This is a genomic window from Enterobacter sp. PL_is511 (assembly GCF_055816065.1).
The window spans coordinates 383,753-409,209 of sequence record NZ_JBVPGP010000024.1; the positions used below are offsets into that span (position 1 = coordinate 383,753).

Sequence of the window (25,457 nt, forward strand, 5' to 3'; positions counted from 1 at the left end):
ATTGTCGGGTGGCGGCTACGCCTTACCCGACCTACGGGAGCAAAAATGTAGGCCGGGTAAGGCGTAGCCGCCACCCGGCAACAGAAGGGAAGGTTATTTACGACGCTGACGCAGGCTCATCAGCACCGCGCCAAAGCCGAACAGTACGGTCAGTATCCACAGCGACCAGTTGCCGGTACGGGCGTATGGCGTCAGTCCCGTGGTCGGCGTGACGTTAGCGGTCAGTACCTCACGGGTAAACTGCGGGATCATGGCCTGAATTTCACCCTGAGGACCAATCACGGCGGTGATGCCGTTGTTGGTGCTGCGCAGCAGCGGACGCGCCAGCTCCAGGGAGCGCATACGAGCCATCTGGAAGTGCTGCCACGGGCCAATTGACTTACCAAACCAGGCATCGTTGGAGATGGTCAGCAGATAGTCAGTATCCGGGCGGAAGTTATCGCGCACCTGCTCGCCGAGAATGATTTCGTAGCAGATAGCCGGCGTCAGGGCAGCGCCGTGCGCGTGCAGCTGAGGCTGAACGTACGGTCCGCGGCTGAAGGAGGACATCGGCAAATCAAAGAACGGGGCCAGCGGGCGCAGAATCGATTCCAGCGGCACAAATTCACCAAATGGCACCAGGTGGTTCTTGTTGTATCGGTCAGTGGAGTGGTAGCTGTATTCGCTGTCTTTGCCGAGCGTAATGATGGTGTTGTAGGTGTCGTAGCGGTTCTGCTGATTCAGACGCGCATCGACAATCCCGGTGATCAGCGTGCTGCCGCGGGCCAGCAGCAGGTCGTTCATCATGTTGAGGAACGGCTGCTGGTTAATTTCCAGATCGGGGATCGCAGACTCCGGCCAGATAATCAGCTGCGATTTACCCATCACCTCTTCGGTGGCGTTGGCGTAGATCTTCAGCGTATTCAGCAGCTCTTTTTCGTCCCACTTCATGGACTGCGGGATATTCCCCTGCACCATGGAAACCCGCATGGCGCGATCGGGCTCAGGCGTGAACCACTGGATATAGCGCAGCGGGAAGGGCAGGGCGAACAGCACCAGCGCCACAGCCAGCGGTTTCCAGCCGCGCGTGACCAGCGCTAATACCAGCAGGCCGCTCACGACCATCAGCAGGAAGTTGATAGCTTCAACACCCATTACCGGTGCCAGGCCTTTCAGCGGGCCGTCAATCTGGCTGTAGCCGAACTGCAGCCACGGGAAGCCGGTCAGCACCCAACCGCGCAGGAACTCGGTTACCTGCCAGACCACCGGCGCGGCAATGGCGACGCGCAGCCAGTTGGTTTTGGGCCACAGGCGAGAAAGGATGCCGGCGAACAGACCGGTATAGAGCGAGAGATAGGCGGCGAGCAGTACCACCAGGAAGACGTTTACCGGGCCAGGCATACCGCCAAACTGGGCGATGCTGACATAAACCCAGTTGATGCCTGAGCCAAACAGCCCCAGCCCCCAGAAGTAGCCGATAGCGGCAGCCTGTACCGGACGACGGTTCAGGGTCAGACCCTGAAGCCCCATCAGGGAGAGAATGGCCGCGGGCCAGATATCGTAAGGAGAAAAAGCCAGCGTAGCGCTGGCTCCGAGTAACAGCGCCAGCAGCAAACGGACGCGCTGGCGTTCAAGCAATGGGGCAAATGCCATTTACATTAATCTTCCAGTTTTGGCACCGGTGAGTCGTCCGGCGTTCTGACGTGAACCTGTATAATACGTCGGCTGTCGGCCATGGCTACTTTGAACTGGTAACCGTCGATGTCAACGGTCTCTCCACGCGCCGGGAGGTGGCCAAAGGCCTGCATCACCAGCCCGCCAATGGTATCGACCTCTTCATCGCTGAAGTGGGTTCCGAAGGCGTCGTTGAAGTCTTCGATGGAGGCCAGCGCGCGCACGGTCCAGGTGTGGCGGCTAAGCTGACGGAAGTCGATATCCTCTTCTTCGTCGTACTCGTCTTCGATTTCGCCCACGATCAGCTCAAGGATATCCTCGATCGTGACCAGACCGGAAACGCCACCAAATTCATCAATAACAATCGCCATGTGGTAACGCTGAGAGCGAAACTCTTTCAGCATCCGATCCACACGTTTACTTTCCGGCACAACCACGGCCTGGCGTAACACTTTTTCCATGCTGAAGGCTTCGGCATCGCTGCGCATAAACGGCAGCAGATCTTTCGCCATCAAAATCCCTTCGATGTGATCTTTGTCTTCGCTGATGACCGGAAAACGCGAGTGGGCGGATTCGATGATCACATCGAGGCACTCGTCCAGCGTCTGGTTACGTTTCAGGGTGATCATCTGCGAGCGGGGGATCATGATATCGCGAACGCGCTGGTCGGCGATGTCCATAACCCCTTCGAGCATTTCGCGCGTATCTTCGTCGATAAGGTCGTTCTGCCCGGAATCACGAATCAGCTCCAGCAGTTCATCACGGTTTTTCGGTTCGCCGTGGAAAAGCTGGTTCAGAATGAGGGAGAAAAATCCCTTTTTACTGGTTGTCGTGTCGCTACTGTGTGAATTGTCGTCGCTCATGGCGTTTGTTAAGGGTTCTCTTGTTAGTTCAACGTTTACCGCCACGCGATGTCCTTTCGTGGCGGCAGGGGAGTCCGTCAGGTGACGGACTATTCTTTCTCGGCAATGTACGGATCCTCATAGCCCAGAGCAAGCATTATCTCTGTCTCGAGGGACTCCATCTCTTCCGCTTCGTCGTCTTCAATATGATCGTAGCCGAGCAGATGCAGGCTGCCGTGTACCACCATATGCGCCCAGTGGGCCTCAAGCGGCTTTTGCTGCTCTTTGGCTTCCTGCTCAACCACCTGACGGCAGATGATCAGATCGCCCAATAGCGGCATCTCTATGCCCGGCGGCGCTTCGAACGGGAAAGAGAGCACGTTGGTCGGCTTATCTTTCCCGCGATAGGTCAGGTTAAGCTCATGGCTTTCCGCTTCATCCACCAGGCGAATCGTAACTTCTGATTCTTCCTGAAACTGAGGAATAACGGCATCCAGCCATGTCTGAAACTGTGCCTCATCTGGCATGCCGGAATTGTTTTCACAGGCCAGCTGTAAATCGAGGATCACCTGACTCATTTCTGTTCTTGCTCCTGCGCTTCGCGCTTACGTTCTGCGGCCAGTTCGGCCTTACGCTTCTGATCCGCCTCTTCCCAGGCTTCATAGGCATTAACGATACGCGCGACCACCGGGTGGCGTACCACGTCTTCACTGTGGAAGAAGTTAAAGCTGATTTCGTCGACCTCGGCCAGCACCTCAATGGCGTGGCGCAGGCCGGATTTAGTGCTGCGCGGCAGGTCAATCTGAGTGACGTCGCCGGTAATCACCGCCTTCGAGTTAAAGCCAATACGCGTCAGGAACATCTTCATCTGTTCAATGGTGGTGTTCTGGCTCTCATCGAGAATGATGAACGCATCATTCAGCGTACGGCCGCGCATGTAGGCGAGCGGGGCAACTTCGATAACGTTACGTTCAATGAGCTTCTCGACCTTCTCAAAGCCCAGCATTTCGAACAGCGCATCGTATAAAGGACGCAGATACGGGTCGACCTTCTGGCTTAGATCGCCTGGCAGGAAGCCCAGTTTTTCACCGGCTTCAACGGCAGGGCGGGTCAGCAGGATACGGCGGATTTCCTGACGTTCCAGCGCATCGACCGCCGCGGCAACGGCGAGATAGGTTTTACCCGTCCCCGCCGGACCCACCCCGAAGGTGATGTCGTGGTCGAGGATATTGGCGATGTACTGCGCCTGGTTTGGCGTACGCGGCTTAATGACGCCACGTTTGGTCTTGATGTTAATGGCCTTGCCGTAGTCCGGGACGCTCTCCGCGCTCTGCTCAAGCACGCGCGCCTCTTTAATCGCGAGGTGGATCTGTTCCGGTTCGATATCCTGAATTTCACCGCGCATTGGGGCGGTATCAACATACAGGCTACGCAGAATATCCGCAGCGGCGTTGACGCAGATAGGGCGTCCGGTAAGTTTGAAATGATTATCGCGACGATTGATTTCGATACCCAGACGTCGCTCCAGTTGTTTGATATTGTCATCAAACGGCCCGCACAGGCTCAGCAGGCGAGCGTTGTCTGCTGGCTCAAGGCTAATTTCACGCGTATCTATGTTCAAACTGTTCCTCTTTAATTGGTTAACCGATCCGTTGCGACAGGACGTAATAAAACGGTCATTACCGAAATTATTCACGCCACAGAATAAAGGCGCAAGCGTTGCGGAAGATATTGGGGACGATGAGAGGAAATACAAGGCCTGCCGGAAGGGCAGGCCATGAGGATTAAGGCTGGTAAATCCCAACGCCAGAATCGTTTTCTTTACGGGTACGCGAGATCACGGATTCCGGTGACTCGGCAATGCGCAGGCCCATTTCGTCCTCGGTGCGGACTACCTTCGCGCGCAGCGAGTTGGTCAGCACTTCGACAATCTCGACGTCTACGAATTTACCGATCATATCCGGGGTGCCTTCAAAGTTCACTACGCGGTTGTTCTCGGTACGACCGGACAGTTCCATAATGCTCTTGCGTGAGGTGCCTTCCACCAGAATGCGCTGAACGGTGCCGAGCATGCGGCGGCTCCAGGCGTTGGCCTGCTGAAGGATACGCTCCTGCAGAATATACAGACGCTGTTTCTTCTCTTCTTCCGGAACATCGTCAACCATATCGGCCGCCGGTGTTCCCGGACGCGCAGAGAAGATGAAGCTGTAGCTGACGTCAAAATTCACTTCACCGATGAGCTTCATGGTGCGCTCGAAGTCATCAGCGGTTTCGCCAGGGAAGCCGACGATAAAGTCGGAGCTAATCTGGATATCCGGACGCGCTTCACGCAGCTTGCGGATGGTGGACTTGTACTCCAGCACCGTATGCGGGCGGCCCATCAGGTTCAGCACGCGGTCAGAGCCGCACTGAATCGGCAGGTGCAGGAAGCTCACCAGCTCTGGCGTATCGCGATAGACGTCAATAATGTCGTCGGTAAATTCCATCGGATGGCTGGTGGTAAAGCGAATGCGGTCGATACCGTCAATCGCGGCCACCAGACGCAGCAGTTCGGCAAAGCTGCCGGTGGTGCCGTCGTAGTTTTCCCCGCGCCAGGCGTTAACGTTCTGGCCCAGCAGGTTCACTTCGCGAACGCCCTGCGCGGCAAGCTGTGCGATTTCAAACAGAATGTCATCTGCCGGGCGGCTGACCTCTTCACCACGGGTGTACGGTACCACGCAGTAAGTACAGTATTTGTTGCAGCCTTCCATGATCGAGACGAAGGCGGTCGGGCCATCGGCGCGCGGCTCAGGCAGACGGTCAAACTTTTCGATTTCCGGGAAGCTGACGTCAACGACCGGGCTGCGGTTGCCGCGAACCTGGTTGATCATCTCGGGCAGGCGGTGCAGGGTCTGAGGGCCAAAGACAATATCCACATACGGGGCTCTCTGGCGGATCAGCTTGCCTTCCTGCGACGCAACGCAGCCACCCACGCCGATGATCAGGTCCGGATTTTTTCGCTTGAGAAGCTTCCAGCGGCCTAACACGTGAAAGACTTTTTCCTGCGCTTTTTCACGAATCGAACAGGTGTTCAGCAGCAGCACGTCCGCTTCTTTCACATTTTCTGTCAGCTGGTATCCGTGGGTTGAATCCAGCAGATCGGCCATCTTGGATGAATCGTATTCGTTCATCTGACAGCCCCAGGTTTTTATATGGAGTTTTTTAGTCATCGACTTGCTCAGCTCAGGATTGCAAGCCGCGTATTGTAATGCTTTGGTGGGGTTGTGACCAGTATGAAGGTTATGTGTCTCAGGACCGCAAAAATCCGGTAAACTTAAGGGATTCTCCAATAAGGAAAATTGACCATGACACTCCTACACACCGAAGTTGCCGTTGTCGGCGGCGGTATGGTCGGCGGCGCGCTGGCGCTGGGGCTGGCGCAGCAGGGATTTGAGGTAACGGTAATCGAACAGGCGGCTCCGCCGGCCTTCGATCCCGCTAGCAAACCGGATGTGCGCATTTCCGCGATCAGCGCGGCTTCCGTCGATCTGCTACGCGGGCTGGGCGTCTGGGAGGCGGTGCTGGCAATGCGCGCCCATCCTTACAGCCGTCTTGAAACCTGGGAGTGGGAAAATGCCCACGTTGCGTTTGATGCCGCTGAGCTGAAGCTGCCGCGCCTGGGTTATATGGTGGAAAACAACGTGCTCCAGCTGGCGCTCTGGCAGGCGCTGGAGACACATCCGAAGGTGACGCTGCGTTTTCCGGCCTCGATTAAGGCACTGCATCCTCACGAGAGCGGCTATCTACTGACGCTCGACAGCGGCGATGAACTGGCCGTGAAGCTGGTCGTTGGGGCGGACGGCGCTAACTCGCAGGTCAGACAGATGGCGGGTATTGGGGTTCATGCCTGGCAGTATGAGCAGTCCTGCATGCTGATTACCGTTGAGTGCGAGAATGCACCGGGAGAAAGCACCTGGCAGCACTTTACGCCGAACGGCCCGCACGCCTTTTTACCGCTGTTTGATAACTGGGCGTCGCTGGTGTGGTACGACAAACCGGCGCGTATTCGCCAGCTGCAGGGGCTTTCAATGGAACAATTGCAGCGGGAAATCCGCCTGCACTTCCCGAGCCGCCTGGGCAACGTTACGCCGGCCGCCGCCGGGGCGTTCCCGCTCACGCGCCGTCACGCTTTGCAGTATGCCCGTGAAGGGCTGGCGCTGGTGGGCGATGCGGCACACACCATTCATCCGCTGGCCGGGCAGGGCGTGAACCTGGGGTATCGCGACGTCGATGCATTACTGGATGTGCTGGGCAGCGCCCGCGGACACGCGGAAAACTGGGCCAGCCATCAGGTGCTAAAGCGTTATCAGACGCGGCGCATGGCGGACAATTTCATCATGCAGTCGGGAATGGATCTGTTCTATGCCGGGTTCAGCAATGACCTGGCCCCGGTGCGCATTCTGCGTAATATTGGCCTGATGGCAGCGGAACGCGCCGGTGGTCTGAAGCGTCAGGCCCTGAAGTACGCCCTCGGACTCTAAACTTTTTTCCCTCTCCCCGTGGGAGAGGGCCAGGGTGAGGGCATCAGGCCGCACAATTCTGTACAAAACAAAAAAGCCCGCAGAGCGGGCTTTTTTGTTACTAAGTGGCTGGGGTGCAGGGATTCGAACCCCGGAATGCTGGTATCAGAAACCAGAGCCTTACCGCTTGGCGACACCCCAATTGCGTTAAACAAACTGCTTAACGACTTTTTAAATTGGCTGGGGTACGAGGATTCGAACCTCGGAATGCCGGAATCAGAATCCGGTGCCTTACCGCTTGGCGATACCCCAACAATTTTTTTTCATTACCGAACAACATCGATAATCTAAATTTGGTGGCTACGACGGGATTCGAACCTGTGACCCCATCATTATGAGTGATGTGCTCTAACCAACTGAGCTACGTAGCCAGTACTGCAATCTTCGATGGCTGGGGTACCTGGATTCGAACCAGGGAATGCCGGTATCAAAAACCGGTGCCTTACCGCTTGGCGATACCCCATCCGTGCAACGCTTACCCGGGAATGGTGCGGGAGGCGAGACTTGAACTCGCACACCTTGCGGCGCCAGAACCTAAATCTGGTGCGTCTACCAATTTCGCCACTCCCGCAAAAAAGATGGTGGCTACGACGGGATTCGAACCTGTGACCCCATCATTATGAGTGATGTGCTCTAACCAACTGAGCTACGTAGCCATCTTTTTTCGCGTTACCTTATCGGCGTTGCGGGGCGCATTATGCGTATAGACCCTTGCAGCGTCAACACCTTTTTCAACGAAAATAGCCGGAATGTGACTGTTTGGTTAGGTTGCGAACAGCGTGACCGAATATTCGGCAATTATTGGTTATTAATCGTTTTTAGCTGTGCAAAAGCGGGGCAAAAAAAATCAGGCCCCGCAGGGCCTGATGATGAAATACGCGATTATTTGTAGGCTGACTGGTGAACGCCTACCGCACGTCCTGACGGATCGTTCATGGATTTGAACGATTCATCCCATTCAATCGCTTTGGCAGACGAGCAGGCGACGGACGGGCCACCCGGCACACACTCCGCAGCGCTCGGTACCGGGAACAATTCTTCAAAAATTTCACGGTAGAGATATGCTTCTTTCGAACCCGGCGTGTTGTACGGGAAGCGGAAGCTTGCGGTTTCCAGCTGTTGGTCAGAAACCTGTTTCGCCGCGACCTCTTTCAGGGTGTCGATCCAGCTATAACCTACGCCATCAGAGAACTGCTCTTTCTGACGCCACGCCACGCTCGCCGGCAGGTAGGATTCAAAACATTCACGCAGGATATGTTTTTCCATTTTGCCGTTGCCGCACATCTTGTCCTGCGGGTTGATGCGCATCGCCACGTCGAGGAATTTCTTATCCAGGAACGGCACGCGCGCTTCCACGCCCCAGGCGGACATCGCTTTGTTGGCACGCGCACAGTCGAACATGTGCAACGCCTGCAGTTTGCGCACGGTCTCTTCGTGCAGCTCTTTGGCATTCGGCGCTTTGTGGAAGTACAGGTAGCCGCCAAACACTTCGTCAGAACCTTCACCGGAGAGCACCATCTTGATGCCCATCGCTTTGATCTTACGTGACATCAGGTACATCGGGGTCGAGGCGCGGATGGTGGTCACGTCATAGGTTTCAATGTGATAGATCACATCGCGGATCGCATCCAGACCTTCCTGCACGGTGAAGTGAATTTCATGGTGCACGGTGCCGAGGTGGTTTGCCACTTCCTGCGCGGCTTTCAGGTCAGGCGCGCCTTCCAGGCCCACGGCAAAGGAGTGCAGCTGTGGCCACCAGGCTTCTGAGCGCTCCTGATCTTCCACGCGACGGGCCGCGAATTTCTTGGTGATCGCGGAGATCACGGAGGAGTCCAGACCGCCGGAGAGCAGCACGCCGTACGGCACGTCGGACATCAGGTGGCTTTTCACGGAATCTTCCAGCGCCTGACGCAGCTCGGCTTTGTCCGTGACGTTGTCTTTTACCGCGTCGAAATCGAACCAGTCACGCTGATAATATTGACGGATCTCGCCGTCTTTGCTCCACAGGTAGCTGCCTGCCGGGAACTCTTTGATGGTGCGGCAGACCGGTACCAGGGCTTTCATTTCAGAGGCAACGTAGAAGTTGCCATGCTCATCGTGGCCCATGTACAGCGGGATAATGCCGATATGGTCGCGGCCAATCAGGTAAGCGTCTTTTTCGCTGTCGTACAGCGCGAAGGCGAACATGCCCTGCAGGTCGTCCAGGAACTCAGGCCCTTTCTCCTGATAAAGCGCCAGGATCACTTCACAGTCAGAACCGGTCTGGAACGCGTAGCGGTCGCCGTATTCGGCGCGCAGCGCCTGGTGGTTGTAGATCTCACCGTTGACAGCCAGCGCGTGCGTTTTTTTCTCGTTATAGAGCGGCTGTGCACCGGCGTTGACGTCAACAATAGACAGACGTTCGTGAGCCAGAATCGCTTTGTCACTGGCGTAAACGCCTGACCAGTCCGGTCCGCGATGGCGCATCAGGCGGGACAGTTCGAGTGCCTTTTTACGCAGTTCACCTGCGTCAGTTTTAATATCCAGTACGCCAAAAATTGAACACATAACCTTCTCCGTTAACCCTGTTGCTTTGTAATGTTGCTTGCTTATGAAAATGCCGCAAAGGGGCAGGGCGCGCAAGCGTTTTACGGGTGAAAACGTAAATAGTGCAATGGCGGTTGCCGATCTGTGAAAAATGCGTATGTCGTGAGCGCTTTTATTGATGATTATGCAATGAAAGTGCTTTTCCGTTAGATGCAGTTGTGTTTTACAGGCGAGAAAATAAAAAACCACGCCCTGAGGCGTGGTTCGGAATCAGATAATGTCGATTTCGTCGACGGAGGGGTAAATCCAGCTTGGCCGGAACGGCATCGAATCAATGTCATCAAGCTGAGAGACGCCAGAGAGGACCAGAATTGTCTCCAGACCCGCCTGGAAACCGGCCAGAATATCGGTGCGCAGGTTGTCGCCGACAATAACGGTTTCTTCTGAGTGGGCCTGCATCTTGTTTAGCGCGGCACGAATGATCCACGGGCTCGGTTTCCCGACAACGAACGGCTGACGGCCAGAGATTTTTTCGATACCGGCACACAGCGCGCCACAGGCCGGATAAAAACCGCGGCCGTGGGTATCCGGGTTGGTGGCGATAAAGCGTGCGCCACTGGCGACAAAGTATGCAGCTTTATGCATCATCTCCCAGTTAAAGGATCGCGTTTCGCCAACAATCACAAAGTCCGGGTTGACGTCGGTGATGGTAAAGCCCGCTTTGTATAGTTCATGGATCAGCGCACCTTCACCCACCACGTAGGCTTTTTTCCCTTCCTGACGCTTCAGAAAATCCGCAGTGGCCATCGCCGAGGTATAAAACACGCTGTCCGGGACATCGACACCTGCCGTGGCAAAACGGTTTGCCAGATCCTGACCGGTCTGAGAAGGGTAGTTCGTGAGAAGAACCAGAGGCATTCCTTTGTCGATGATGCGGTGAAGAAACTCCGCTGCACCCGGCACGGCAACGTTGTCGTGCATCAGCACGCCGTCGATATCACAAATTACATTCTTAATGGTCATGGACAGTCCGACATTAAAAAAAGAAGGCGTTACTATAAGGTCCGATCAACTTTCCAGCAAATGCTGCAGCAGAATTCCGTTGAGCATGGCGCGTTTGACCAGCGCGAACGCGCCAATCGCCGAGCGATGGTCAAGCTTTGAACGAACCACCGGAAGATTCTGGCGGAATGCTTTCAGCGCCTGGGTGTTAATACAGCCTTCAATCGCGGGGAGCAGCACCTTTTCCGCTTCCACAATTTCACCGGCGATCACCACTTTTTGTGGGTTAAACAGGTTAATGGCGATGGCGATAGTTTTCCCCAGATGGCGCCCCACCTGCTCGATTACTTCACAGGCCAGCGCGTCGCCTTTATTAGCGGCTTTGCAGATGGTGCCTATTTTGCAGTCGTCCAGCGTGACGCGGCTTTGGTAACCCTGTTCAAGCAGATGGCGGACGCGCTGCTCGATGGCCGTGTTGGCGGCGATGGTTTCAAGACAGCCGAAATTGCCGCAGTGGCAGCGCTCCCCAAGGGGCTCAACCTGAATGTGGCCAATCTCACCGACGTTACCGTTGCGACCAATAAAAATACGGCCGTTAGAGATAATGCCCGCGCCCGTTCCGCGGTGAACGCGCACCAGAATAGAGTCTTCACAGTCCTGACTCGCACCAAAGTAGTGCTCCGCCAGCGCCAGCGAGCGAATATCGTGGCCCACAAAGCAGGTCACTTTAAAACGCTTTTCCAGCGCATCGACCAGCCCCCAGTTTTCAACCGGAATGTGCGGCATATAGCGGATCACGCCGCTTTCCGGGTCGACCAGGCCGGGCAGAATTACGGAGATAGCGATGAGTTCGCGGATCTTGCGCTGACAGCTTTCAATAAACTGCGCGATGGTATTCAGCAGCGCATGCTCCAGCGTCTCCTGGGTGCGCTCCGGAAGAGGGTAGTGCTCTTCCGCGATGGCTTTACTGCTCAGATCGTATAGCGTGAGCGTGGTGTCATGACGGCCCAGACGGACGCCAATTGCCTGAAAATTACGGGTTTCAGTAATAATGGAGATGGCGCGACGGCCGCCGGTGGAGGCCTGCTGATCGACTTCTTTGATCAGACCGCGCTCAATAAGCTGGCGGGTAATTTTTGTCACGCTGGCGGGTGCAAGCTGGCTTTGTTCGGCTATCTGAATTCGCGAGATGGGTCCGTGTTGGTCAATCAGGCGATATACCGCCGCACTGTTAAGTTGTTTAACGAGATCGACATTACCGATTTGAGCTTGTCCGCCAGGTGTCATACTTTTACTTACTCAGTGACGACCTCGTTACCATTAACGATGGTCTTAATAATTTTATAATCGTGTGTGAATGCCGTCAGGTTTGCAACCATACCTGGTGCAATTCCGCCGAGCTGTTTATCCACGCCCATTGCGCGAGCCGGATAAAGGGTTGCCATACGCAGGACTTCATCAAGCGCAATCCCGCAATGCTCAACCAGGTTACGCACCCCTTCAATCATGGTCAAAGAGGAACCACTCAGCGTACCGTTTTCATCCACACACAGTCCATTGCGGTAGTATATTGTTTTACCGGCAAAAATGAACTGCTCAATATTTGCACCTGCCGGTGCAGTGGCATCCGTCACCAGACAAAGCTTGTCACCTTTCAGCCGCTTAGCATTGCGAATGTTGGTGTAATCAACGTGTAAGCCGTCAGCAATAATACCGCAGTAGACGTCTGGCTCATCCAGAATCGCCCCGACCAGACCCGGTTCACGGCCTGTGATATACGGCATGGCGTTGTAAAGGTGCGTCGCGAAGGTAATGCCCGCGCGGAAACCGGCTTTCGCTTCTTTCAGCGTCGCGTTTGAGTGACCGGCTGAAACGATAATCCCGGCGGCAGCAAGTTTGCTGATGACATCCGTACCCGTCATTTCAGGTGCCAGCGTCACTTTGGTGATCACATCGGCGTTGGCACACATGTAGTCAACCAGCTCCGCATCAGGCTTACGCACGTAATTCGGGTTATGCGTTCCTTTCTTGACCATGTTCAGCCATGGCCCTTCAAGGTGCAGACCCAGCGCCTGATTAGGATGTTTGGCCAGATATTCACGCATCACGCGGATACCCTGCTTCATCAGCTCATCACTGCTGGTGATGAGCGTTGGCAGATAGCTGGTGCAGCCCGATTTCTCATTGGCTTTTTGCATGATCTCCAGCGTTTCGACCGTTACCGCCTCGGCGGTATCATTGAATTGCACACCGCCGCAGCCGTTGAGCTGAACGTCGATGAAACCGGGGGAGATTACTGCTCCATTGAGTGAGCGCTGTTCAATCTCCGGCGGCAGTTCTGCCAGCGGGCAAACACGTTCAATCAGGCCATCAGCGATAACAATCGCATGGTCATCCAGAATTTCATGGCCGGTATAAATCCGACCGTGGGTTAAAGCGTACATAACGACCCCCGGTTAAAAAAAGCGGCCGCCTCCTGATGAAGAGGCGGTTATTCAATTACAGATCTTTGATATTCTCGGCTTCTAACTCGTTGAAGTATTTCAGCGTTTTTACCTTCAGCTCCATCGTGGACGGTTCGTCACAGACGATGACGGATTTCGGATGCAGCTGCAGGCAGCTGATGGTCCACATATGGTTAACGTTGCCTTCAACGGCAGCCTGGAGCGCCTGCGCTTTCACGCCGCCCAGCACCAGAATCATCACTTCTTCGGCATCCAGCAGGGTGCCTACGCCTACGGTCAGGGCGTATTTTGGAACCTGGTTAACATCGCCGTCAAAGAAGCGGGAGTTTGCCACGCGCGTGTCATGGGTCAGCGTTTTAATACGGGTGCGGGAAGCCAGAGATGACGCCGGTTCGTTAAACGCGATATGACCATCATTACCTACACCACCCATGAACAGGTGGATCTTACCGTAAGAACGGATTTTTTCTTCATACTGACGGCATTCTGCGTCAATATCCGGCGCGTTTCCATTCAGCAGGTTAATATTTTCAGATGGAATATCAACGTGATCAAAGAAATTGCGGTGCATAAAGCTATGGTAGCTTTCCGGGTGGTCTTTCGGTAAGCCAACGTATTCATCCATATTGAAGGTGACAACATGTTTGAAGCTAACCTGGCCTGCTTTATGCATCTCAACCAGCGCCTTATAGGCTGTCAGCGGCGTGCCGCCTGTTGGAAGTCCAAGAACGAAAGGACGATCGGCAGTCGGCTTGAATGCGTTAATGCGGTTTACGATATGGCGAGCGGCCCATTTACCAACTTGTTCAGCAGTTGCCAGGGGAATCAGTCTCATTGTTCACCTCGAGAGTTAAAGTAGAAGAGTGGGCGGATGGCTATCGGAACCTGATACTTAAGCGTAACCTGGAAACTTTCAGGCCGGATCAATCCGTCTTGATTTTTTGAATGATAAAATAAGTTTTCGCTGTTAGCCAGTATAAGGGAGGGTGAATAACGATATTTGGTGACAAAAATCACAAAAAGTACGCGTTTAATTTGCGATACGAATTAATTTTTCACACACTCACAATGCCAGTGAATCATCAACTGTATCTATAGTTCGTGACACAATAAAAAAACAGAGCTGAGAACATGCCTTAAACGGGGTCTCATAGGGGGAAGAAAGTGAGTATTCTAGGTTATTTACAAAAGGTTGGTCGCGCACTGATGGTGCCGGTCGCCACGCTGCCTGCCGCAGCCATCCTGATGGGTGTCGGCTACTGGATCGACCCCAACGGCTGGGGTAATACCAGCGCGCTGGCGGCGTTCTTTATCAAGTCGGGCTCTGCCATTATCGACAACATGTCCGTGTTGTTTGCTATTGGTGTGGCTTATGGTATGTCCAAAGACAAAGACGGCGCCGCTGCGCTGACCGGTTTTGTCGGTTTCCTTGTGTTAACCACTCTCTGCTCACCGGCAGCGGTGGCCATGATCCAAAAAATCCCGGCGGACCAGGTTCCGGCGGCATTTGGTAAGATCAGTAACCAGTTTGTCGGTATCCTTGTGGGTATCATCTCCGCTGAACTGTATAACCGCTTCAGCAGCGTAGAGCTGCCAAAAGCGCTCTCCTTCTTTAGCGGCCGCCGTCTGGTCCCCATCCTGACCTCGTTTGTGATGATCGTTGTTGCGTTCATCATGATGTACGTCTGGCCGATGATCTTCGACGGTCTGGTGAACTTCGGTGAGCACATCCAGAAACTGGGTTCTGTCGGTGCGGGCGTGTACGCGTTCTTTAACCGTCTGCTGATCCCGGTCGGTCTGCACCACGCGCTGAACTCTGTATTCTGGTTCGATGTTGCCGGTATTAACGATATTCCTAACTTCCTGGGTGGCGCACAGTCCATCGAAGCAGGTAAAGCGGTTGTCGGTATCACCGGTCGTTACCAGGCTGGCTTCTTCCCGATCATGATGTTTGGTCTGCCGGGAGCTGCGCTGGCTATCTACCACTGCGCACGTCCAGAGAACAAAGCGAAAGTGCTGGGTATCATGATGGCGGGGGCGTTCGCGGCCTTCTTCACCGGTATCACCGAGCCGCTGGAGTTCTCCTTCATGTTCGTGGCGCCAGTTCTGTATGTGATCCACGCTGTGCTGACCGGTATCTCCGTGTTCATCGCTGCCAGCATGCACTGGATTGCCGGTTTCGGCTTCAGTGCGGGTCTGGTGGATATGGTGCTTTCTTCCCGTAACCCGCTGGCAACACACTGGTGGATGCTGATTCCACAAGGTCTGGTGTTCTTCGCGATCTACTACATGGTGTTCCGTTTCACTATCACCAAATTCAACCTGATGACCCCGGGTCGTGAGCTGGCCGTGGCCGGTAGCGAAGCGGATGGTCAGGATGTGAACGTGAGCGGTGCTCAGGATCAGGACGTTTCAGGTCTGGCGCGTCAGTACATCGCCGCTGTTGGCGGTTCTGACAACCTGACCGGTATCGACGCCTGTATCACCCGTCTGCGTCTGAACGTGAAAGATTCTTCCCTGGTGAACGAAGCGCTGGCCAAACGTCTGGGTGCCTCCGGTGTTATCCGCCTGAACAAAACCAGCGTGCAGATTATCGTTGGCTTCGTGGCAGAGAAAATTGCTAACGCCATGAAAACCACCGGTCCGGTAGCCGCAGCAGAAGCTTCTGCCGCACCTGCCGCCGCGCCAGCGGCTGCAAAACCGCAGGCAGTACCTAACGCCAAAACGGTAGCCGCGCTGGTTTCACCGGTAACAGGTGAAGTCGTTGCGATTGAGCAAGTGCCTGACGAAGCCTTCGCCAGCAAAGCGGTCGGTGACGGTGTGGCGGTGAAACCAACGGAAAAAACCGTTGTGTCTCCGGCGGCCGGTACCATCGTGAAAATCTTCAACACCAACCACGCGTTCTGCCTCGAAACCGAAAATGGTGCGGAGATCGTTGTCCATATGGGTATCGATACCGTTGCGCTGAACGGTCAGGGCTTTACTCGCCTGGTGGAAGAGGGCGCTGAAGTGGTGGCAGGGCAGCCGATTCTGGAAATGGATCTGGACTTCCTGAACGCCAACGCACGCTCCATGATAAGCCCGGTTGTTTGCAGCAACATTGACGACTTCAGCGGTCTGGTTATCCAGGCTAAAGGTCAGGTTGTTGCGGGTCAAACACCGCTGTATGAGATTAAAGGCAAGTAATCGCTCCTGAGTAGAGTCATGCCTTAAGCGGCGGGGGATATCCTCCGCCGCTTTTTTTTGCAGCAAATGCCCCCATTATTTTCTTCAGAGACGTTTTAAGGGTTGTCACTACGTCCGGCTTATAAGATCATACGCCGTTATACGTTGTTTACGCTTTGAGGAATCCACGATGAGTGAGGCAGAAGCCCGCCCGAGTAACTTTATTCGTCAGATCATCGATGAAGATCTGGCCAGTGGTAAGCACACCACAATCCATACCCGTTTCCCGCCGGAGCCGAACGGCTACCTGCACATCGGGCATGCAAAATCTATCTGCCTGAACTTTGGCATTGCCCAGGACTACCAGGGCCAGTGCAACCTGCGTTTCGATGACACCAACCCAGTAAAAGAAGACATCGAATACGTTGAGTCCATTAAGAACGACGTGCAGTGGCTGGGCTTCAACTGGTCTGGCGACATCTGCTACTCCTCTGACTATTTCGATCAGCTGTACGCCTATGCGGTAGAGCTTATCAACAAAGGTCTGGCGTATGTCGACGAGCTGTCTGCTGACGAAATCCGCGAATACCGCGGTACGCTGACCGCGCCGGGCAAAAACAGCCCATTCCGCGATCGCAGCGTGGAAGAGAACCTGGCGCTGTTTGAAAAAATGCGTGCTGGCGGCTTCGAGGAAGGCAAAGCGTGCCTGCGTGCCAAAATTGACATGGCGTCTCCGTTCATCGTGATGCGCGATCCGGTGCTGTACCGTATCAAGTTCGCAGAACACCACCAGACCGGTAACAAGTGGTGCATCTACCCGATGTACGACTTTACCCACTGCATCAGCGATGCGCTGGAAGGCATCACTCACTCGCTGTGTACGCTGGAGTTCCAGGATAACCGTCGTCTGTACGACTGGGTGCTGGATAACATCACCATTCCTGTGCACCCGCGCCAGTACGAGTTCTCTCGTCTGAATCTGGAATACACCGTGATGTCCAAGCGTAAGCTGAACCTGCTGGTGACCGACAAGCACGTTGAGGGCTGGGATGACCCGCGTATGCCTACCATTTCTGGTCTGCGTCGTCGTGGTTACACTGCCGCGTCTATTCGTGAGTTCTGCAAACGTATCGGCGTGACCAAACAGGATAACACCATTGAGATGGCTTCCCTGGAATCCTGCATTCGTGAAGATCTCAACGAAAACGCCCCGCGCGCGATGGCGGTTATCGACCCGGTGAAACTGGTCATCGAAAACTATCCGCAGGGTGAAAGCGAGCTGGTCTCCATGCCTAACCATCCGAACAAACCGGAAATGGGAAGCCGTGACGTGCCGTTCAGCGGCGAGATCTGGATTGACCGCGCTGACTTCCGCGAAGAAGCCAACAAGCAGTACAAGCGTCTGGTGCTGGGTAAAGAAGTGCGTCTGCGTAATGCTTACGTCATCAAAGCCGAGCGCGTTGAAAAAGATGCGGAAGGGAATATCACCACCATCTTCTGTTCTTATGACGCTGAAACGCTGAGCAAAGATCCTGCTGACGGCCGTAAAGTGAAGGGCGTTATCCACTGGGTGAGCGCATCCCACGCGCTGTCGGTAGAAATTCGTCTGTACGATCGTCTGTTCAGCGTGCCTAACCCGGGTGCGGCGGAAGACTTCCTGGCGACCATCAACCCGGAATCGCTGGTGATCAAGCAGGGTTATGCGGAACCTTCTCTGAAAGCCGCTGAAGCGGGCAAAGCGTTCCAGTTCGAACGTGAAGGTTACTTCTGCCTGGACAGCCGTTACAGCACCGCGGAAAAACCAGTATTTAACCGTACTGTAGGTCTGCGTGATACCTGGACGAAGATCGGCGAATAATATTGCTGCTCTGGTCAATGAGAGACAAACGCCGCACTGTGCGGCGTTTTTTTATTTAACGATCAGAGTATTAAGCCAGGGCTTAAAGAGGCGTCATGAAAATATCAGGTCAATGAGGTGCTACTTATTTTTTAAAAAAAAGTTTGTGCCATTGCGAAAATCAAAAATGTTACATAAATGGAAAAAGATTCCACGTCTACCCACTGAAATACCTGATAATTCCCCGTCATTCCTCGCCTTCCCGTAAATGTTACAAAGCACTACCAATTATGTGCACTTCGTCATAATCCTGACTTTTGTCCGCTAAAAAGCATTGATAATTCGCGTCGCGAAAAATAACCTAAAGACGGTAGTTAATTCGAGGGTATTTAAAACTACCCCTGACCATTTGGTCTTTTTTATTTACGCCGTTTCAGGCGTTTTAATTCGTCAAAGAGGAATAATCTATGCGTACGTTCAGTGGCAAACGTAGTGCGCTGGCGCTGGCTATTGCCGGTGTGACAGCAATGTCGGGCCTGGTGATTGCGCCAGAGGCAAAAGCAGCGGGTTTCATCGAAGATTCTACCCTCACGGGCGGTATTTATTACTGGCAGCGTGAGCGTGACCGTAAAGACGTCACTGAAGATAAATACAAAACCAACCTTTCTCACTCCACCTGGAACGCCAACCTGGACTTCCAGTCAGGCTATGCCGCGGATATGTTCGGTCTGGATATTGCTGCGTTCACCGCGATTGAAATGGCGGAAAACGGCGACAGCGGCCACCCGAACGAAATCGCCTTCTCCTCCAGCAACAAAGCCTATGATGAAGACTGGTCCGGGGATAAGAGCGGTATAAGCCTTTACAAAGCCGCGGCGAAATTTAAATACGGTCCGGTATGGGCGCGCGGCGGTTATATTCAGCCAACTGGCCAGACTCTGTTAGCGCCGCACTGGAGCTTTATGCCGGGTACCTATCAGGGTGCGGAAGCGGGGGCTAACTTTGACTACGGTGATGCGGGTGCGTTGAGCTTCTCCTATATGTGGACCAACGAGTACAAAGCGCCTTGGCACATCGAGATGGACAAGTTCTACCAGAACGATAAAAAAACCAAAGTCGATTACCTGCACTCGCTGGGCGCGAAATACGACTTCAAAAACGATCTGGTGCTTGAAGCGGCATTTGGTCAGGCACAAGGCTATATCGATCAGTACTTTGCCAAGGCCAGCTATAAGTTTGATGTCGCGGGTAGCCCGCTGAGTACTAGCTACCAGTTCTACGGTACGCGCGATAAAGTCAGTAACGGTGGGGTCAATGACATTTATGACGGCACCGCGTGGCTGCAGGCACTCACCTTCGGCTATAAGGTTGGCCAGGTTGATTTGCGTCTGGAAGGCACATGGGTGAAGGCGGAAGGGCAGCAGGGCTACTTCCTGCAGCGTATGACTCCGACCTACGCCTCCTCCAACGGCCGTCTTGATATCTGGTGGGATAACCGCTCAGACTTCAACGCCGACGGCGAGAAAGCGGTCTTCTTCGGTGCAATGTACGACCTGAAAAACTGGAACCTGCCTGGCTGGGCGGTGGGCGCTTCTTACGCTTACGCCTGGGACGCAAAACCTGCCGATATGGCAACACCGGACGCATACTACGATCCCAACTATCGCCTGAAAGAGTCTTCCTACAGCCTGGATGCAATCTATACCCTGCAGGATGGCCGCGCGAAAGGCACGATGTTCAAACTGCACTTCACCCAGTATGACAACCACTCCGATATCCCGAGCTATGCGGGCGGTTACGGCAACATCTTCCAGGATGAACGTGACGTGAAATTCATGGTTATCGCCCCATTCACCATCTTCTGATAAACGCACTGGCGGGCTGAGTCCCGCCGGTATGGAGACTGTATATGATGAAAAAAATCGTAGTCGTCGCGTTGCTGGCATCAGGGCTGGTGGCGTGTGCGCAGACTCAGGCACCAAAAGAGGACTCCCGCCTGAAGGAGGCATATAGCGCCTGCATTAATACTGCGGAAGGTTCGCCGGAAAAAATTGAAGCCTGTCAGAGCGTGCTAAACGTGCTGAAGAAAGAGAAAGCGCATGAGCAGTTCGCGACGCAGGAAAATGTCCGCGTAATGGATTACCAGGCCTGTATCCAGGCGCGTAAAACCGGTAACGATCAGGAAGTGGCGAAGCGTTGCGACCAGATTTGGAAAGAAATTCGAAGCAATAACAGTAAGTAACTCGCTGTTATCATGCCCGGTGGCGCTGCGCCACCGGGCATTTTTTTAGGCAAAAAAAAGCCAACCTTACGGCTGGCTCAGAGTATGAACACTTGTTTATTTCGCGTCGTGCGCGTGGTCGTCTTCGCGGCAATCGCCTTCAGCACAATGACCGTAAAGGTACAGGCTGTGGTTGGTCAGGCGGATGCCATGACGCGCGGCGATTTCACGCTGGCGTGATTCGATGGAATCATCGCTGAATTCAATGACCTTGCCGCAATCGAGGCAGATCAGGTGATCGTGGTGCTGCTGCTGGGTCAGTTCGAAAACAGATTTACCGCCTTCGAAATTATGACGGGTAACAATGCCCGCGTCATCAAACTGGTTCAGCACGCGATAGACGGTAGCCAGCCCAATCTCTTCACCCATGTCGATAAGACGTTTATAAAGGTCTTCCGCACTGACATGGTGATTGTCTGGACCCTGAAGCACTTCAAGGATTTTTAACCGAGGAAGCGTAACTTTCAGGCCAGCCTTCTTTAATGCGGTATTGTTGTCAGTCATGCGGAATCTGTCCTGTTGCTAAACGATTCACTTCTGTAGGAAGTGACAGAAAATGCACCTGGGATAATGCGTCTCATTATAGAACTGCCATGGCTAAATGAAAACTGCAAGTCTCAGGCAAAATATGCTTATAAAAATGGGGTATCACCAACAAACTTGCTCAATGGAAAACCACATTTTATCAGGGAGACATTGTACAGGTCTGGGCGAAAAAGTTAAAAGATTGTAGCGATTAATTTAATCGGTTTGACCTGGGGCATGGGCGCAACCGCAGTTGCGCCGCGAAATAATCAGGCGTTCAGAATATCGTCCAGGTGCAGTTCTTCACGGATCTGCTTCACCCACTTCTCAACACGCTCGGCGGTCAGTTCTGGCTGACGGTCTTCGTCGATGGCCAGACCCACGAAGTGATCGTCATCGGCCAGGCCTTTAGACGCTTCGAAGTGGTAACCGGCGGTCGGCCAGTGGCCTACAATAACCGCGCCATTCGGCTCAATGATGTCGCGGATGGTGCCCAGCGCGTCACAGAAGTATTCGGCGTAGTCTTCCTGATCGCCACAGCCAAACAGGGCGACCAGCTTACCGTTGAAGTCGACTTCTTCCAGCGTCGGGAAGAAATCATCCCAGTCGCACTGGGCTTCACCGTAGTACCAGGTTGGGATACCCAGCAGCAAAATGTCATAGCCTTCCAGATCTTCTTTGCTGCTCTTGGCGATGTCATGCACATCAGCAACGTCTTTACCGAGCTGTTTTTGAATGTTTTTTGCGATATTTTCGGTATTGCCGGTATCACTGCCAAAGAAAATGCCGATGATTGCCATGAGTAAAATAACCTCTTGAAACTTAATAGTATGGTGGCGCAATTCGGCCACGGATAAGGGCAATAATAGCAGAACTGGCAACCCTGCGGAAACAGCTATCGCGCAGGACTGCACTCTGTGCTACATGAAAAGGGCGATAAAGGGGATTTTCAGACTTATGCCTGGCCGCGTAACGTTTCAAGCTGAGCGATCAACATCTCTTCAATGAGTTCACTGCGGCTGATATTTCGCGCGTCGGCCAGCTCGTTCAGCGCATCGACGGCGTCGGCGTTAAGCTTCAGTTCGACACGCTTAAGCCCACGATTTTTATCGCGTTTAAGCTGGTTGCGTTTATTGATACGCAGCTGTTCATCGCGCGAAAGCGGATTCGTCTTGGGTCGTCCCGGGCGACGCTCATTCGCGAACAGATCTAGTGTCGTACGGTCCGTTTGTTCTTTGGCCATGATTCTGAGACTTCGGGGGAAACACGCCGCCCTGCTAATGCCCGGGCGATAAGCGCGCCATCATACATCACCAAAAACGGCACGCCAACGACTGGACGCCTGCAGCCTTCCAGTCGCTCTCTTTTTAATCAATTTGCAGTATCAGCAAGATAGCGGCGAATGGCGCGCAGCACGGCGTCAGGTTTTTCCGCATGCACCCAGTGCCCGGCACCGGCAATAACGTGGGCGCGAGCCTGCGGGAACTGGGCCAGCAGCGTGTCGCGGTACGCGTCGGTTACGTAAGGTGAGTTTCCGCCGCGAATAAAGAGGGTAGGGTGCGGCCAGGCGGGGACGGTTTTCCAGCCCACGATGTTGTTGTACTGGTCCCAGAGCACCGGCACGTTAAAACGCCATTGCCCGTCAACAAACGACTTCAGCAGGAACTGCACGACGCCTTCTTCATCAAGATGCTCACGCATGACGGCAGCCGCCTGTTGGCGTGTCGCGACACCCGCTTCTGTGACCGCATTAATGGCGGCAAAAATCTCGTCGTGACGACGGACGTCATAATCCACGGGCGCGACGTCAATTACCACCAGGCCGCTAATACGGTCCGGGGCCAGTGCCGTCAGGGCCATCACCGCTTTACCACCCATTGAATGCCCGATCAGCGTTACCTTCTGCAGGCTATGTGCGTCCAGCGTATCCAGCAGATCCTGCGCCATCGCCGCGTAGGTCATCTCGTCGGAACGCCCGGAAAGACCGTGATTGCGCATATCGACCTGTAAAATATCGTGGTCGGTAACCAGATCACGTGCCAGCACGCCCAGGTTATCCAGGCTGCCAAAAAGCCCGTGAACCAGTACGATGGGAGAATTATTGTTCGGCGATTGTGCAGTTTGCGCTCGGGTATTCAATTTCATGGCAAAGTTCTTTTTTTACGTATGTCAGGTTAGGGTATCATGTTGACCATTCTGCCGCCCGGCTGCAAGGTTCCAGTTTAATCTGACTTTTGCCGCCAACCTGGTTTGACGCTATCCGCTGTTGGGATTTGACCTTATAATCCCAATGACTTGTATTCAGATAAGATATCGCACTGGATTAAGATGAAAACAATCGAAGTTGATGACGAACTCTATCAGTATATTGCCAGCCAGACGCGGCATATCGGGGAGAGCGCGTCCGACATTTTACGGCGCATGCTTAAAATTTCCGCCGCTTCACAGCCTGCTACCCCAGTCACCAAAGATGTCGTGTCTCAGCCAAGCGTTGTTGCACAAGCAAAACCTGCCGTGACGCCGGCAAAAGATAAAGTGCGCGCGATGCGCGAGCTGCTGCTCTCCGATGAATACGCGGAGCAGAAAAAGGCGGTTAACCGCTTTATGCTGGTGCTGTCTACACTTTATTCACTGGATAACAAAGCGTTTGCTGAAGCGACCGAGTCGCTGCACGGTCGTACTCGCGTCTATTTCGCGGGCGACGAGCAGACGCTGCTGCAAAATGGCAATCAAACCAAACCCAAACATGTTCCTGGCACCCCATACTGGGTGATAACCAATACCAATACGGGCCGCAAGTGCAGCATGATTGAACACATCATGCAGTCCATGCAGTTCCCGGCGGAATTGATTGAAAAGGTTTGCGGTACAATTTAACCCTTGCATCAGAAGGACCCGGTAATGGCAAATCACAGCCGTGCAGGCCAACCTGCACAACAAAGCGATTTGATTAACGTCGCTCAGCTGACCGCGCAGTATTACGTGCTGAAGCCGGTCGTGGGCAACGCAGAACACGCAGTGAAGTTTGGTACATCTGGTCACCGCGGCAGCGCGGCGCGCCACAGCTTTAACGAACCGCACATTCTGGCCATTGCTCAGGCCATTGCGGAAGAGCGCGCTAAAAACGGCGTTACCGGTCCGTGCTACGTGGGGAAAGATACCCATGCCCTGTCTGAACCGGCGTTCATCTCTGTTGTGGAAGTGCTGGCTGCAAACGGCGTCGATGTCATTGTTCAGGAGAACAATGGCTTCACCCCAACGCCTGCGGTCTCTAACGCCATCCTGGTACACAACAAAAAAGGTGGCGCGCTGGCTGACGGTATCGTTATCACGCCATCCCACAACCCGCCGGAAGACGGTGGCATCAAATACAACCCGCCTAACGGTGGCCCGGCGGACACCAACGTCACCAAAGTGGTCGAAGATCGTGCGAACGCCTTGCTGGCTGACGGCCTGAAAGGCGTGAAGCGCATTTCTCTGGATGCGGCCATGGCGTCCGGCCACGTAAAAGAGCAGGATCTGGTTCAGCCGTTCGTGGAAGGGCTGGCGGATATCGTCGATATGGCGGCCATTCAGAAAGCCGGCCTGAAGCTGGGCGTGGATCCGTTGGGCGGCTCTGGTATCGAATACTGGAAGCGTATCGCCGAGCACTACAAGCTGGATCTGACCATCGTGAACGATCACGTCGATCAGACCTTCCGTTTTATGCACCTGGATAAAGACGGCGCGATCCGTATGGACTGCTCTTCCGAGTGCGCAATGGCGGGCCTGCTGGCGCTGCGTGATAAATTCGATCTGGCGTTTGCTAACGACCCGGATTATGACCGTCACGGTATCGTCACCCCTGCCGGGCTGATGAACCCGAACCACTATCTGGCGGTTGCGATTAACTACCTGTTCCAGCACCGTCCGCAGTGGGGCAAAGAGGTGGCCGTCGGTAAAACGCTGGTTTCCTCGGCGATGATCGACCGGGTGGTCGAGGCGCTGGGCCGCAAGCTGGTGGAAGTGCCGGTGGGCTTCAAATGGTTCGTTGACGGTCTGCACGACGGCAGCTTTGGTTTCGGTGGAGAAGAGAGCGCGGGGGCCTCTTTCCTGCGTTTCGACGGCACGCCATGGTCAACCGATAAAGACGGCATCATCATGTGCCTGCTGGCGGCGGAGATCACCGCGGTCACCGGTAAGAACCCGCAGGAACATTACAATGATCTGGCGGCACGCTTTGGTGCACCAAGCTATAACCGTATTCAGGCCAGCGCGACGTCAGCTCAGAAAGCGGCCCTGTCCAAACTCTCTCCGGAGATGGTCAGCGCAAGCACCCTGGCAGGTGACCCGATCACCGCGCGTCTGACGGCGGCACCGGGCAACGGCGCCTCCATTGGTGGGCTGAAAGTGATGACCGAAAACGGCTGGTTCGCCGCGCGTCCATCCGGTACGGAAGATGCGTATAAAATCTATTGCGAAAGCTTCCTCGGCGCTGAGCACCGTCAGCAGATTGAGAAAGAAGCGGTAGAGATTGTCAGCGAAGTGCTGAAAAACGCGTAAGTGCGGTTTGTGTGCGGGCTGATGCCCTCACCCCGGCCCTCTCCCACAGGGAGAGGGAGA

Annotated in this window: 21 protein-coding genes and 6 tRNA genes; 7 read left to right on the plus strand and 20 right to left on the minus strand. The window is 54.3% G+C overall.

What is annotated here, in order from left to right; translation table 11 throughout:
- Window positions 1-93: 93 nt before the first annotated feature.
- From lnt to miaB, 5 genes are all read right to left on the minus strand, one after another.
- Window positions 94-1,632, minus strand: a complete 1,539-nt coding sequence (gene lnt, locus AC0TN7_RS17245) for an apolipoprotein N-acyltransferase (protein WP_473702310.1) — start codon at window positions 1,630-1,632, stop codon at window positions 94-96.
- Window positions 1,633-1,637: 5 nt separating this feature from the next.
- A complete protein-coding gene (corC, locus tag AC0TN7_RS17250) occupies window positions 1,638-2,516 on the minus strand; it encodes a CNNM family magnesium/cobalt transport protein CorC (RefSeq protein WP_021242574.1) in 879 nt (292 codons plus the stop codon).
- Between the two features lie 89 nt (window positions 2,517-2,605).
- The gene (gene ybeY, locus AC0TN7_RS17255; RefSeq protein ID WP_032649547.1) at window positions 2,606-3,073 is read right to left on the minus strand and encodes an rRNA maturation RNase YbeY; all 468 of its coding nucleotides are present in this window, start codon (window positions 3,071-3,073) and stop codon (window positions 2,606-2,608) included.
- A complete protein-coding gene (locus tag AC0TN7_RS17260) occupies window positions 3,070-4,116 on the minus strand; it encodes a PhoH family protein (RefSeq protein WP_202772248.1) in 1,047 nt (348 codons plus the stop codon). The genes ybeY and AC0TN7_RS17260 overlap by 4 nt, the downstream gene beginning before the upstream one ends.
- Window positions 4,117-4,279: 163 nt before the next feature.
- A complete protein-coding gene (gene miaB / locus AC0TN7_RS17265; RefSeq protein ID WP_024907023.1) occupies window positions 4,280-5,704 on the minus strand; it encodes a tRNA (N6-isopentenyl adenosine(37)-C2)-methylthiotransferase MiaB in 1,425 nt (474 codons plus the stop codon).
- A gap of 135 nt (window positions 5,705-5,839) precedes the next feature.
- Here miaB and ubiF point away from each other — a divergent pair, with 135 nt between their 5' ends.
- Window positions 5,840-7,015, plus strand: coding sequence for a 3-demethoxyubiquinol 3-hydroxylase (gene ubiF / locus AC0TN7_RS17270; protein WP_463726965.1), 1,176 nt, complete (start codon window positions 5,840-5,842; stop codon window positions 7,013-7,015).
- Window positions 7,016-7,120: 105 nt separating this feature from the next.
- On the opposite strand, the gene AC0TN7_RS17275 is transcribed toward ubiF, so the two are convergent.
- The 11 genes from AC0TN7_RS17275 to nagB form a co-directional block, all read right to left on the minus strand.
- Window positions 7,121-7,195, minus strand: a tRNA-Gln gene (locus tag AC0TN7_RS17275).
- Window positions 7,196-7,231: 36 nt separating this feature from the next.
- A tRNA-Gln gene (locus tag AC0TN7_RS17280) sits at window positions 7,232-7,306 on the minus strand.
- Window positions 7,307-7,348: 42 nt separating this feature from the next.
- Window positions 7,349-7,425, minus strand: a tRNA-Met gene (locus AC0TN7_RS17285).
- Between the two features lie 17 nt (window positions 7,426-7,442).
- Window positions 7,443-7,517: transfer RNA gene (locus tag AC0TN7_RS17290), tRNA-Gln, on the minus strand.
- Between the two features lie 23 nt (window positions 7,518-7,540).
- Window positions 7,541-7,625: transfer RNA gene (locus AC0TN7_RS17295), tRNA-Leu, on the minus strand.
- 8 nt (window positions 7,626-7,633) lie between these two features.
- Window positions 7,634-7,710, minus strand: a tRNA-Met gene (locus AC0TN7_RS17300).
- Window positions 7,711-7,936: 226 nt separating this feature from the next.
- A complete protein-coding gene (gene asnB, locus AC0TN7_RS17305; protein WP_014069343.1) occupies window positions 7,937-9,601 on the minus strand; it encodes an asparagine synthase B in 1,665 nt (554 codons plus the stop codon).
- A 249-nt stretch (window positions 9,602-9,850) separates the two neighbouring features.
- Window positions 9,851-10,603 carry a ribonucleotide monophosphatase NagD gene (gene nagD / locus AC0TN7_RS17310; protein WP_023310763.1) on the minus strand — a complete coding sequence of 251 codons (753 nt, stop codon included), beginning with the start codon at window positions 10,601-10,603 and terminating at the stop codon, window positions 9,851-9,853.
- A gap of 45 nt (window positions 10,604-10,648) precedes the next feature.
- Window positions 10,649-11,869: a DNA-binding transcriptional regulator NagC gene (nagC, locus tag AC0TN7_RS17315; RefSeq protein ID WP_024907025.1), complete on the minus strand. Its 1,221-nt coding sequence runs from the start codon at window positions 11,867-11,869 to the stop codon at window positions 10,649-10,651.
- An 8-nt stretch (window positions 11,870-11,877) separates the two neighbouring features.
- Window positions 11,878-13,026 carry an N-acetylglucosamine-6-phosphate deacetylase gene (gene nagA / locus AC0TN7_RS17320; protein ID WP_048991079.1) on the minus strand — a complete coding sequence of 383 codons (1,149 nt, stop codon included), beginning with the start codon at window positions 13,024-13,026 and terminating at the stop codon, window positions 11,878-11,880.
- A 55-nt stretch (window positions 13,027-13,081) separates the two neighbouring features.
- A complete protein-coding gene (gene nagB / locus AC0TN7_RS17325) occupies window positions 13,082-13,882 on the minus strand; it encodes a glucosamine-6-phosphate deaminase (RefSeq protein WP_248272875.1) in 801 nt (266 codons plus the stop codon).
- 329 nt (window positions 13,883-14,211) lie between these two features.
- Here nagB and nagE point away from each other — a divergent pair, with 329 nt between their 5' ends.
- From nagE to chiQ, 4 genes are all read left to right on the plus strand, one after another.
- Window positions 14,212-16,233: an N-acetylglucosamine-specific PTS transporter subunit IIBC gene (nagE, locus tag AC0TN7_RS17330; RefSeq protein WP_024907027.1), complete on the plus strand. Its 2,022-nt coding sequence runs from the start codon at window positions 14,212-14,214 to the stop codon at window positions 16,231-16,233.
- Window positions 16,234-16,402: 169 nt separating this feature from the next.
- Window positions 16,403-18,070: a glutamine--tRNA ligase gene (gene glnS, locus AC0TN7_RS17335; RefSeq protein WP_061715751.1), complete on the plus strand. Its 1,668-nt coding sequence runs from the start codon at window positions 16,403-16,405 to the stop codon at window positions 18,068-18,070.
- Window positions 18,071-18,516: 446 nt separating this feature from the next.
- Window positions 18,517-19,914, plus strand: coding sequence for a chitoporin ChiP (gene chiP, locus AC0TN7_RS17340; RefSeq protein WP_032649540.1), 1,398 nt, complete (start codon window positions 18,517-18,519; stop codon window positions 19,912-19,914).
- Window positions 19,915-19,961: 47 nt separating this feature from the next.
- Window positions 19,962-20,291, plus strand: a complete 330-nt coding sequence (gene chiQ, locus AC0TN7_RS17345) for a ChiQ/YbfN family lipoprotein (protein WP_024908817.1) — start codon at window positions 19,962-19,964, stop codon at window positions 20,289-20,291.
- Between the two features lie 96 nt (window positions 20,292-20,387).
- On the opposite strand, the gene fur is transcribed toward chiQ, so the two are convergent.
- The 4 genes from fur to ybfF all read right to left on the minus strand — a co-directional run bounded on the left by fur (window position 20,388) and on the right by ybfF (window position 23,000).
- Entirely contained in the window at window positions 20,388-20,834 is a 447-nt protein-coding gene (gene fur / locus AC0TN7_RS17350; RefSeq protein WP_023310771.1) for a ferric iron uptake transcriptional regulator, read from the minus strand.
- Window positions 20,835-21,124: 290 nt separating this feature from the next.
- Window positions 21,125-21,655, minus strand: coding sequence for a flavodoxin FldA (fldA, locus tag AC0TN7_RS17355; protein WP_008501067.1), 531 nt, complete (start codon window positions 21,653-21,655; stop codon window positions 21,125-21,127).
- Window positions 21,656-21,810: 155 nt separating this feature from the next.
- Window positions 21,811-22,098 (minus strand): LexA regulated protein, encoded by a 288-nt coding sequence (gene ybfE / locus AC0TN7_RS17360; protein WP_024908816.1) that lies wholly within the window; start codon window positions 22,096-22,098, stop codon window positions 21,811-21,813.
- A 128-nt stretch (window positions 22,099-22,226) separates the two neighbouring features.
- Complete coding sequence (gene ybfF, locus AC0TN7_RS17365; RefSeq protein WP_024908815.1) at window positions 22,227-23,000, minus strand: esterase; 774 nt, start codon at window positions 22,998-23,000, stop codon at window positions 22,227-22,229.
- A gap of 183 nt (window positions 23,001-23,183) precedes the next feature.
- Between ybfF and seqA the strand changes: the two genes are divergently transcribed.
- Together seqA and pgm are read left to right on the plus strand one after the other, a co-directional pair.
- On the plus strand, window positions 23,184-23,732 hold the full coding sequence (gene seqA / locus AC0TN7_RS17370; protein WP_008501070.1) for a replication initiation negative regulator SeqA: 549 nt from the start codon (window positions 23,184-23,186) through the stop codon (window positions 23,730-23,732).
- A gap of 24 nt (window positions 23,733-23,756) precedes the next feature.
- Window positions 23,757-25,397, plus strand: coding sequence for a phosphoglucomutase (alpha-D-glucose-1,6-bisphosphate-dependent) (gene pgm / locus AC0TN7_RS17375; RefSeq protein ID WP_032649535.1), 1,641 nt, complete (start codon window positions 23,757-23,759; stop codon window positions 25,395-25,397).
- The last annotated feature ends 60 nt before the right edge of the window (window positions 25,398-25,457 follow it).

Bases quoted from the DNA above. Each gene is read 5' to 3' on its own strand.
- lnt (WP_473702310.1), bottom strand. From the start codon at position 1,632: ATGGCATTTGCCCCATTGCTTGAACGCCAGCGCGTCCGTTTGCTGCTG.
- corC (WP_021242574.1), bottom strand. From the start codon at position 2,516: ATGAGCGACGACAATTCACACAGTAGCGACACGACAACCAGTAAAAAG.
- ybeY (WP_032649547.1), bottom strand. From the start codon at position 3,073: ATGAGTCAGGTGATCCTCGATTTACAGCTGGCCTGTGAAAACAATTCC.
- miaB (WP_024907023.1), bottom strand. From the start codon at position 5,704: ATGACTAAAAAACTCCATATAAAAACCTGGGGCTGTCAGATGAACGAA.
- ubiF (WP_463726965.1), top strand. From the start codon at position 5,840: ATGACACTCCTACACACCGAAGTTGCCGTTGTCGGCGGCGGTATGGTC.
- asnB (WP_014069343.1), bottom strand. From the start codon at position 9,601: ATGTGTTCAATTTTTGGCGTACTGGATATTAAAACTGACGCAGGTGAA.
- nagD (WP_023310763.1), bottom strand. From the start codon at position 10,603: ATGACCATTAAGAATGTAATTTGTGATATCGACGGCGTGCTGATGCAC.
- nagC (WP_024907025.1), bottom strand. From the start codon at position 11,869: ATGACACCTGGCGGACAAGCTCAAATCGGTAATGTCGATCTCGTTAAA.
- nagA (WP_048991079.1), bottom strand. From the start codon at position 13,026: ATGTACGCTTTAACCCACGGTCGGATTTATACCGGCCATGAAATTCTG.
- nagB (WP_248272875.1), bottom strand. From the start codon at position 13,882: ATGAGACTGATTCCCCTGGCAACTGCTGAACAAGTTGGTAAATGGGCC.
- glnS (WP_061715751.1), top strand. From the start codon at position 16,403: ATGAGTGAGGCAGAAGCCCGCCCGAGTAACTTTATTCGTCAGATCATC.
- chiP (WP_032649540.1), top strand. From the start codon at position 18,517: ATGCGTACGTTCAGTGGCAAACGTAGTGCGCTGGCGCTGGCTATTGCC.
- chiQ (WP_024908817.1), top strand. From the start codon at position 19,962: ATGAAAAAAATCGTAGTCGTCGCGTTGCTGGCATCAGGGCTGGTGGCG.
- fur (WP_023310771.1), bottom strand. From the start codon at position 20,834: ATGACTGACAACAATACCGCATTAAAGAAGGCTGGCCTGAAAGTTACG.
- fldA (WP_008501067.1), bottom strand. From the start codon at position 21,655: ATGGCAATCATCGGCATTTTCTTTGGCAGTGATACCGGCAATACCGAA.
- ybfE (WP_024908816.1), bottom strand. From the start codon at position 22,098: ATGGCCAAAGAACAAACGGACCGTACGACACTAGATCTGTTCGCGAAT.
- ybfF (WP_024908815.1), bottom strand. From the start codon at position 23,000: ATGAAATTGAATACCCGAGCGCAAACTGCACAATCGCCGAACAATAAT.
- seqA (WP_008501070.1), top strand. From the start codon at position 23,184: ATGAAAACAATCGAAGTTGATGACGAACTCTATCAGTATATTGCCAGC.
- pgm (WP_032649535.1), top strand. From the start codon at position 23,757: ATGGCAAATCACAGCCGTGCAGGCCAACCTGCACAACAAAGCGATTTG.